The organism is Micropruina sp., from assembly GCF_047606365.1.
GTDB lineage: Bacteria > Actinomycetota > Actinomycetes > Propionibacteriales > Propionibacteriaceae > Micropruina.
Window position 1 is genome coordinate 1 of record NZ_JASGEN010000147.1, and the last position, 8,694, is coordinate 8,694.

Below are 8,694 nucleotides of genomic sequence, written 5' to 3' on the forward strand. Positions count from 1 at the left end.
CCGTTGCCGGGCCGGGGCGACGTCCGCACTCGGCGGTTCGGACGCGGTTGGCGGTTCGGGCGAGCTGGCCGGCGCGGCCGCCGGAGCGCCGGTCGTCGGCTGAACGGGGCTCGGAGCGGGTCGCTGACCAGCAGTTTCGGGCTGACTTACCGGGCGGGCCGTGACGTCCAGGGCCTCGGGGGCGGTCATCTCGAGCCGGCGTTCCAGCCGGTCGAGCCGGGCATGGACGCCGCGGTCGCCGACGTCCGCGGCGGGCAGCAGCACTCGGGCACACATCAGTTCCAGGTGCAGCCGGGGCGCGGTGGTGCCGCGCATCTCGGTCAGCCCTGAGGCGATCACCTCGGCGGCCCGGGTCAGCTCACCCGGTCCGAGCGTGCTCGCCTGGCCCTGCAGCCGCTCCGCCTGGTCGGCGGCGACGTCGACCAGGCCGGTGGTCAGCGCGTCCGGGACAGCGGCGACGATGATCAGGTCACGCAGCCGGCGCAGCAGATCTTCGGCGAAGCGGCGCGGATCCTGGCCGACCTCGATCACCTTGTCGATGGAGGCGAACACCCCGTTGGCGTCGCCGGCGGCGAAGGCGTCCACGATCTCGTCGAGCAGGGCGTCCGGGGTGTAGCCGAGCAGCGCCGCGGCCTGGGTGTAGGTGACCCCGTCGGGGCCGGCGCCGCCGAGCAACTGGTCAAGCACCGACAGCGAATCACGCACTGAGCCGGCACCGGCCCGGACCACCAGCGGCAGCGCGGCGGAGTCGACCGCGACTCCTTCCGCCTCACACAGCGAACCCAGGTAGGCCGACAGCGTCTTCGGCGGCACCAGCCGGAACGGGTAGTGGTGGGTGCGCGACCGGATGGTGCCGATCACCTTCTCGGGCTCGGTGGTGGCGAAGATGAACTTCACATGGGGCGGCGGCTCTTCGACGACCTTGAGCAGGGCGTTGAAGCCCGCTGTGGTCACCATGTGCGCCTCGTCGACGATGTAGATCTTGTAGCGGCTGGAGACCGGGGCGAAGAAGGCGCGTTCGCGCAGGTCACGGGCGTCGTCCACGCCGCCGTGCGACGCCGCGTCGATCTCGATCACGTCGATCGAACCGGGCCCGCCGCGGGCCAGGTCGCGGCACGACTGGCACTCGCCGCACGGAATCGGGGTCGGTCCCTGGGCACAGTTCAGCGCCCGCGCCAGGATGCGTGCCGAGGTGGTCTTGCCACAGCCGCGCGGACCTGAGAACAGATAGGCGTGGTTGACCCGGTTGTTGGTCAGTGCCCGCTGCAGCGGCTCGGTGACATGCTCCTGGCCGATCACGTCGGCGAAGGTGTCCGGCCGGTAGCGGCGGTACAGCGCCAGTGGCGCTTCGTGACGTTCGACCACAGCGGCTTCCGGTTCCCGCGGGGCGGGGCCCGGAGGCGCCTCGAGCGCGACCGGCTCGTCGGACGCGGCGACGTCCGGTTCGGCACCGAACAGGTCCGGGCCGTCCTGCTCGAACGGCTCCGGCTCCTCATACAGCTCGGAGTCGAACAGCTCGTCCTCGCGCTCGTCGTCCACGGATGGCACCTTACGTGTTGGCGCTGACAACTATCGAGCCGCGATCCACGACCGGCCGGGGTGAGGCGTCCGGACAACGAAAGGGGTCCCCGCGCACCCGGAAGAGCTCACTTACCCTTGCTGCCTTTCGGCCCTGGGGGAGTTGGGCGAGGTACCGCCGCGCGGGGACCTTGGCCACCAGTGTAGGGGACGCCGACTGGTGCCCCGACCACGGGCCGTCCGGCGGCTGCCACAAGCCTGTTCAGGCACGGTCCGGACGTCCGAGCTCCGTGGTGAATCGCGAATTGGCCAGCACCGGCAGGGCTGCCCGCGCGGTCCGGACGGCGTCCAGGTCAAGGTCGATGACGGCCAGTCGCGGTTCGGCGTCCAGCTCCAGCAGGATCTCGCCGAGAGGATCGACCACCAGTGAGTGCCCCACCCCGGTCGGACGGCGCGCGCCCGGCAGCGGGTCCGGGTCGGACGGCGGTTCGGCCTGGTCGACGGCGACTATGAAGCAGGTGGCGTCCAGGGCACGCGCGACGGCCAGCGACCGCCACTGCTCCACCTTGCGCTCGCCGGGCGCCCAGGAGGCGGGCACGACGATCAGCTGGGCGCCCGCCGCGGCCAACTGCTTGTACAGCTCGGGGAACCTGACGTCGTAACAGGTACTCAGCCCGCACACCACGCCGTCGACGGCGACCGTCACCACAGCGTTCCCGGGCTCGATCTGCTCCGATTCCAGGTAGCCGTAGGCGTCGAACAGATGCAGCTTGTCGTAGTGCGCGTCGAGGTCCGGCCCGGCAACCAGCAGGGTGTTGCGCACCTTGCCATTGCGGCCGGGGGTGAACAGCCCGACGATGACCGTCACGCCGGCGTCCACGGCGGCTTGCCGGACGGCATTCGCCCACGGGCCGTCCAGCGGCTCGGCGGCCTCGATCCGAGGACGGGCGAACGAGCAGCTCATCGCCTCCGGGAAGACCACCAGCCGTGCGCCGGCGGTGGCGGCGCGTCCGATCTGCTCCAGCACCAACTCGAGGTTGGCGGCCGGGTCGGTGCCGGCGGTGAACTGGGCGAGGGCTATTCGCATGGGTTCAGCCTGCCACCGCGCACCCGAGCGGGTTGGCAACCTTTCCGGGTCGCATCTCGTAAGACAGGGTGAGGAGCACGAAAGGGGCGCCATGTTCGGACTGTCGACCGCGGAGCGGGATGCGGAGTTCGCCCGTTTCGCCACCGAGTCGGGTGGCTCGTTGAAGCGGACGGCCTACCTGCTGACCGGCGATCGCGAACTGGCCGCCGACCTGACCCAGGAGGCGCTGCTGCGCACCTACCTGGCCTGGCGGCGGGTGCGGTCAGCGGAAGCGGCCGCCTACGCGCGGCGCACCGTGGTGAATCTGACCATCGACCGGTGGCGCCGCCGGGAGGCGACCGCTGCCGAGACTCCGGATCGCACCGATCCCTACGACGGCCACGGTCGGATCGACGACCACGACCAGGTGGTACGGATGCTCGAATCGCTACCGCCGCAACAGCGCCGCGTCATCGTGCTGCGCTACTACAACGACCTGTCGGAGGCCGACACCGCCGCCTGTCTCGGCATCGGTGTCGGCGCGGTGAAATCAGCCGCGTCCCGCGGGCTGGCGGCGCTGCGTGCCCTCTACACACCCACGGACGGGAGGAACTCGTGATGTCCGATCTCGAAGAGTTGCTGCGTACCGACCTGCGCGACGCCGCCGATACGTTGCCTGCCGACCTGGACGTCGACGAGCTGCTCGATCAGGGCCACCGGCTGCGCCGCGCCCGCACCGGACGCCGGAGCCTGGCCGCGGTGGCGGCGGCTGTGGTGGTCAGCCTGGCCGGTTGGGCGGGGCTCGCCCATCGCACTACGACCGGTGTGCCCGACCCGGCGTCCACCCCGACGATGGCGAACACGGTGTCGTTCTTCACCTTCGACTCCGAGCCGGGCAATGTGCAAGGTCTCCCGTACGCCTCCGTCACGGCCACCGCGGCGGACGGCACCTTGACGCTGACAGCACGGAAGCGAAAGACCGATCCGCCGGTGCAGCTGGCGTCCGTGCCGCTGAACCCCGCAGTGGCGACCGGCACCCCGATCTCACCGCGGCTGTCCCTGTGGGTGATCCCGGGTCAGGTCGACTGGGTGAATGTGGAGACCAAGGACCCCTCCATCGCCTCCTACTTCCCGCGGCACGGCTTCATCTCCTCGGTCGGCGTGACCGTCGTGGTCACCACCGCCGAGCGGGAACAGAAGTCGAAGGACTGGGTCGACGGCGCGATCTGGAGGGCCACCGACGGCACCCTGCACAGCAGCGCCGGAACCACTGTCGACACCGCAGTGCTGTCGCTGTCTGACACCACGCTCACCGTCTACCGCGACCCGGGACTCAAGGTGGTCAGCTTCTTCGACGCTAAGGAAGGGCAGGGGTTCACCAGCATGCGGGACGACCACCCGGCCCGTTACGTAGTGAAGACCCAGATCGCGCGGGAGATGGGCGCCGACGGCTGGGAGCAGTTCGCGGTGGGAATCCTGTCGGACGGCGCGCGCGACCCGCGGGTGACCACGTCCGCCAAGAACGCCGAAGTGGTGACCGGCACCCTGCAACCCGGCGGTGCCGTGGTTTTCCTCGCCCGGAACCGATCGGCGGCCGAACCCAAGGGCGGTTTGATCACCAAGGTCACCTACATCGACGCGGACGGCCAGACCCGCAGCTACCGACCGTGACCGCACCGGGCCGCCGCCACGGTTTGGCCGCCGTCGCGGTGGCCCGGTATCGTCTCCGACGGAGGATTCGCCTAGAGGCCTATGGCGCTCGCTTGGAAAGCGGGTTGGGTTCACGCCCTCACGAGTTCGAATCTCGTATCCTCCGCCACGTGGAACACGGCTTCCACAAGCCCATATAGGTGAAATTTCGTCTCCGAGCGTGTCACCGGTCGAGATTTCATGCCCCGAATATGCCCCCAATCTCCGGGCGCCGGAGCGTCGGCACACAGCAATCGGGGCGGGTCTCGTATCCACTGATGGACATGAGAGCCGCCCCGAGGAGCTCGTCTGGCTGGCGTTTCAAGAGGCGCGACGGCGCCTCAGCCGGTTCCCGAGCAGGATCGGACGGACGAGGTTATCGAGGTCTTCCACACGAATCTTGATGAGCCGCTCACCAAACCGATACGCGAGTGGCTTGCCGGCACGAATGCGTCGCCGCAGGGTATCCACGCTCACCCCGACCGAGCAACGATTTACGCCGGCACTCGACTCCAGCTCCAAACACCGGTCCCTCCGTCTGGCGGCGACACGTAAAGATCGGACCACGTAGTCGAAGCTCAAAAGCGCCCAACCAGTTCTTCAACTCCATCGTCGCGGGTATGAAATGTCCAGATCGTTCCGGGGACTGCCGCACCCGAGAGATAGCCAACGATTGGATCCCTCTGCACGATGCTGGCCACTCGCGCAATCCGGTCAATGGCATCGTCAACGTCCATGAATTCTGCCGCCACTATGTCCGAATCCCGGGGACTCGGTGTAGAAGCTTCGTGGCATTCGACCTCGAATGCAATCGCGACCGCCGAGGGATGTGTGGGCGAACTGGAGTTCACCACAAACGCGAGTCGATTCACCGCCAGCATCTCAAGTCCCGCCTCTTCTTCCAGCTCGCGAGCGAGTGCAGCCACAAAGGTCTCGCCTTCTTTGACACCACCGCCCGGAAGAGACCACGCTAGCGGACCGCCATCTTCTAGGTGCTCTTGCACCAAGAGCACCTGTCGACCACGTCTCACCACCGCGATTGACAGCTGCGACATCCGCTTCACCATGACGCGATCCTCCAGATAAATGCTGGCTAGCAGTGCTCCACCATGACGCGCTCCAGCCTCCACAGGTATTGACTTGCGCCAAGGACAATTCCGCCGCTATTCCGATAGTATATGGCCTTGGCCTATTGACCTGATGTGAAAGTTAGGTGGTCACCGCTTCCGTGGAAGTGGTGAAGGTGAGGTGGATGCCTGCTGCTCGGAGTTGGTTGAGTCCCTTGGCGATCGCGACTAGCGGTCGCTGGAACTGGCGATCAAGGACTCTGCGCGGGCGGCCGGGCCGGACGGGGTCACGGAGCCGCGACCATTGACGCGGACTCGACAGGCGCGTTTCGACCGCTTCCTGTGCCGGTTTTTCCCGCCGGGAGACGAGTCCGAGTGGTTCGTCAAGGACGGGATAAGAACGCCCGACTCACCCATCGGGTTCACGAATCTTGATGTCACCCGCGGCACCCACCATCGGCCAACTCTCCACGAGTTCGCGGTTGGCTCGGCTGAAGTCGCCGGGCCAGATGCCGCTCATCACCACGGTGGTGTGCCCGCTGCCGAGGTAGTCCATCATCACGGTCTGGAATTCGGGGTTGTCGCTGCGCCGATCGCTGCCCGGAACGACGTGGATGTATCCGCTCAGGTCGACGACCAGCCGGCATCCGTTCCGCAGATCGTGGCGCAGCCGATCGGTGAGGACGAGCGCGATGGGGTGGTCCGTGGTGACGCAGCCGTCCCGCTTCGACAGCCCAGCAGTCAACTCCTCGCGCGGGAACGAGTATCCGGTCGGCGTGACGATCTGGCGGATCGCACCGAGGGCGACGAGGAGGGCGACCAGCGCGGCACCCACGCGAGCGATGCGTCGTTGCTGCGAGCAGATCACTGACACCGAACTTCCCACCGTGAGCGCCAACGGTGCGGCAGCGAACGCCGGATAGTTCGGGTACCACGCGGCGACCAGCAGCAGCGTCGCCACGGTGGTCGCGAGCAGCAGTAGGTAAAGCCGGCCGACTCGACTGCGGACAGCAACCAGAGCCAGGGCGACCGCGCCACCCGCCAGCAGGACCGTCAGCGCGCCGGGCAGTCTCGCGGCATCCCCCTGGTCCAGCCCCAGCAGGGTGCCGATTCGCAACAGGGCCGAGGCCCGGACGGACGGCCGTGCGACCTGGGCGGTCACCGCGTCCGTCCACAGTTGCGCCCAGCCCGCCCAGAACGGCAGCAGCACCACGACACCGGCGCCCACTGCTCCGACCAGATAGCTGAGGGCCGGACGGATCCCCCGGGTCAGCAGCACCCAGCACAGGATGATCCCGAGCAGCGCCACGCCCCAGAGTTTGGTGAGCATGGCCAGGCTCAGCAGTGCGCCCGCGGCCGCCGTCCGCCACGGCCGGACCGACTCATCGGCAGGTCGCAGCGCAACCATGGCGAGCACCAGCATGAAGGAGGCGGGCGCCTCCAACCATGGCGCTCGCTCCACATGCGCGGCGGCCGGGTAGACGGCATACAGCCCCCCGCCCGCCAGCGCCGCCGCCCGCCCTCCGCGCAGGAGCAGCACGCAGATCAATGCCGCAGTCAGCGCACCCAGCGCCATGAAGGCGACCCGGCTGGATGCGAGCGCCCACGGATCCCCCAGCCACGCACCCAGCGCCGCGAACGGTTGCAGCAGCAGAACGATCCCGGGTGGATGCAGCAACAGGAAGTCCCGGTACGGCAACCTGCCCTCGAAGAACCCGACGGCGGAGGCGTAGTACACCGACGGGTCGTAGTTGGTCGCCCCGACCAAACCGCCACCGGCCAACACCGGAACCAGCCGGACGGCGAACGCCAGGACGAAGACCCCGACCACCAACAGCGCGTCCGCTGCAGCGATTCGGGCCAAGCTGCGACGAACCTCAGGCTTCGCCATGCTCACCGAACTCCAGCGTCATCCCGCGCAGTTGATAACCCTCGATCAGGTTGTCCCAACCGATCGTCGGCTCGGCGACGATCCGCGGGTTCAGCGCGAGCAATCGGGTGAGCAACAGGTCGGTCTCCAGCAGCGCCAACGGCTGGCCCGGGCAGCGGTGCGCTCCGTCGCCGAAGCTCAACACTGCCGCATTCACCCCGGCAGTCACTGGACGGCCCGGGCAGACGTCGAGCGGATCGTCACCGACCGCCGCGACATCGGCGTTGGTCGGCCGGATGCACACGTCGACCAGGTCGCCGGGCGGGATCGTCCACGACTGGTCGCCCTCAGTCACCTCGATTGGCTCGGACGTCCGCCGGTACAGATGGCCGACCACCGGTTCCAGCCGGATCAGTTCGTTCAGGATGCCGAAACGCTCGGTCTGCCCGGCTGTCCGATATCGCTCCAGCAAGGGGCGATGCTGCAGCAGATGCCAGGCGCACATCACGATGAACTCGCGGGTGGTGACCATGCCGGCGGTGCCGTAGGTGACGCATTCGACCAGGATGTCGGCGTCGGTGTAGCCCTCGTCGAGCAGATGGCTGATCACGTCCCCGCGCCGCTGGCGGCGACGCGTCCGGATCGCCGGCCGGACGTCGGCGAGATAGAACCTGCCGATCGGTACCAGCGCGTTGACCGCCGCCTTCGCCCACATCGCCTTCGTGCGGCCGAAGTCGGGGCGGGTGACGTCCACCGGCGGCTGGTTGAAGAAGCTGACCAGTCGTGGCGCCATCCGCGACGCGGGGGCATGGGTGAGTCCCACCACTTCGGCGGTCACCTCGACTGTGTACAGCAGCGCCAAGTCGTCCAGGCAACACGCACCGGCAGCAACCGCTGAGCCGAGCAGTCGATCGGCGCACGCCGCGGCTATTCCGGCGTACCGCTCCTCGACCACCTTCGGCGCGAAGAACCGGGCCACCTTGCTGCGCTGCTCGTCATGCAGCGGACCATCCGACACCAGGATCGGGTGATGCCGCAAGTACCCCTTCGGGATCGCCTCGGCGGTGAAACCGGCCTGGGTGGTGGCGTGCCGGGCGCGCAGCACCTGCCGGGCCACCGCCAACGACCGAATGCGCCAGACACCGTCGACATGTTCGACCCGCGGGGCGTCCCGCGCACCCGCCCGAGAAGCGCGGCGACGGTTCGGTCCGCTCATCGGGCCACTCCTCCACCCTGCCGGGCGGTTGTCCGGCCGACCGTCGGCTGCCAGGCTCGCAGCACGACCAGGAGGCATGGATGAGCGAACCCGACACCCCTGCGGACCTGGCCGACGCGTTCGACCGCGCGGCCCGCCGCTACGACCTGCTGACCGGAATGAACCCCGGCTACCACCGCCATCTGGACGCCGCCGCCCGCCGGTTGGCCGACCGCCTCGACCAGGCACCCGAGCTGCTGCTCGACCCGGAGCCGCAGCCCAGATCGAG

General features: G+C 68.5%; 8 protein-coding genes, 1 tRNA gene and 1 other RNA gene. 4 read left to right on the forward strand and 6 right to left on the reverse strand.

Annotation, left to right across the window (positions count from 1 at the left end; genetic code table 11):
* The 3 genes from QM624_RS16955 to QM624_RS16965 form a co-directional block, all read right to left on the reverse strand.
* The coding region (locus tag QM624_RS16955; protein WP_415093964.1) for a DNA polymerase III subunit gamma and tau at nucleotides 1–1,539 on the reverse strand (1,539 nt) is incomplete at its 3' end.
* Nucleotides 1,540–1,616: 77 nt separating this feature from the next.
* Nucleotides 1,617–1,713: signal recognition particle sRNA small type (ffs, locus tag QM624_RS16960), an RNA gene on the reverse strand.
* A gap of 67 nt (nucleotides 1,714–1,780) precedes the next feature.
* On the reverse strand, nucleotides 1,781–2,605 hold the full coding sequence (locus QM624_RS16965; protein WP_415093966.1) for a carbon-nitrogen hydrolase family protein: 825 nt from the start codon (nucleotides 2,603–2,605) through the stop codon (nucleotides 1,781–1,783).
* 91 nt (nucleotides 2,606–2,696) lie between these two features.
* Between QM624_RS16965 and QM624_RS16970 the strand changes: the two genes are divergently transcribed.
* From QM624_RS16970 to QM624_RS16980, 3 genes are all read left to right on the forward strand, one after another.
* Nucleotides 2,697–3,203 (forward strand): SigE family RNA polymerase sigma factor, encoded by a 507-nt coding sequence (locus QM624_RS16970; RefSeq protein ID WP_415093968.1) that lies wholly within the window; start codon nucleotides 2,697–2,699, stop codon nucleotides 3,201–3,203.
* Nucleotides 3,203–4,255, forward strand: a complete 1,053-nt coding sequence (locus tag QM624_RS16975) for a hypothetical protein (protein ID WP_415093970.1) — start codon at nucleotides 3,203–3,205, stop codon at nucleotides 4,253–4,255. Before QM624_RS16970 ends, QM624_RS16975 begins: the two co-directional genes overlap by 1 nt.
* A gap of 60 nt (nucleotides 4,256–4,315) precedes the next feature.
* A tRNA-Ser gene (locus QM624_RS16980) sits at nucleotides 4,316–4,403 on the forward strand.
* Between the two features lie 448 nt (nucleotides 4,404–4,851).
* Here the strand turns inward: QM624_RS16980 and QM624_RS16985 are convergent.
* The 3 genes from QM624_RS16985 to QM624_RS16995 all read right to left on the reverse strand — a co-directional run bounded on the left by QM624_RS16985 (nucleotide 4,852) and on the right by QM624_RS16995 (nucleotide 8,426).
* Complete coding sequence (locus tag QM624_RS16985; RefSeq protein ID WP_415093972.1) at nucleotides 4,852–5,340, reverse strand: NUDIX hydrolase; 489 nt, start codon at nucleotides 5,338–5,340, stop codon at nucleotides 4,852–4,854.
* 409 nt (nucleotides 5,341–5,749) lie between these two features.
* Complete coding sequence (locus QM624_RS16990; protein WP_415093974.1) at nucleotides 5,750–7,231, reverse strand: hypothetical protein; 1,482 nt, start codon at nucleotides 7,229–7,231, stop codon at nucleotides 5,750–5,752.
* Nucleotides 7,218–8,426, reverse strand: a complete 1,209-nt coding sequence (locus QM624_RS16995; RefSeq protein WP_415093976.1) for a cytochrome P450 — start codon at nucleotides 8,424–8,426, stop codon at nucleotides 7,218–7,220. Before QM624_RS16995 ends, QM624_RS16990 begins: the two co-directional genes overlap by 14 nt.
* A gap of 80 nt (nucleotides 8,427–8,506) precedes the next feature.
* On the opposite strand from QM624_RS16995, the gene QM624_RS17000 reads away from it, so the two are divergent.
* Nucleotides 8,507–8,694, forward strand: a 188-nt coding sequence (locus QM624_RS17000; protein ID WP_415093978.1) for a hypothetical protein, incomplete at its 3' end; no start/stop codon positions are given.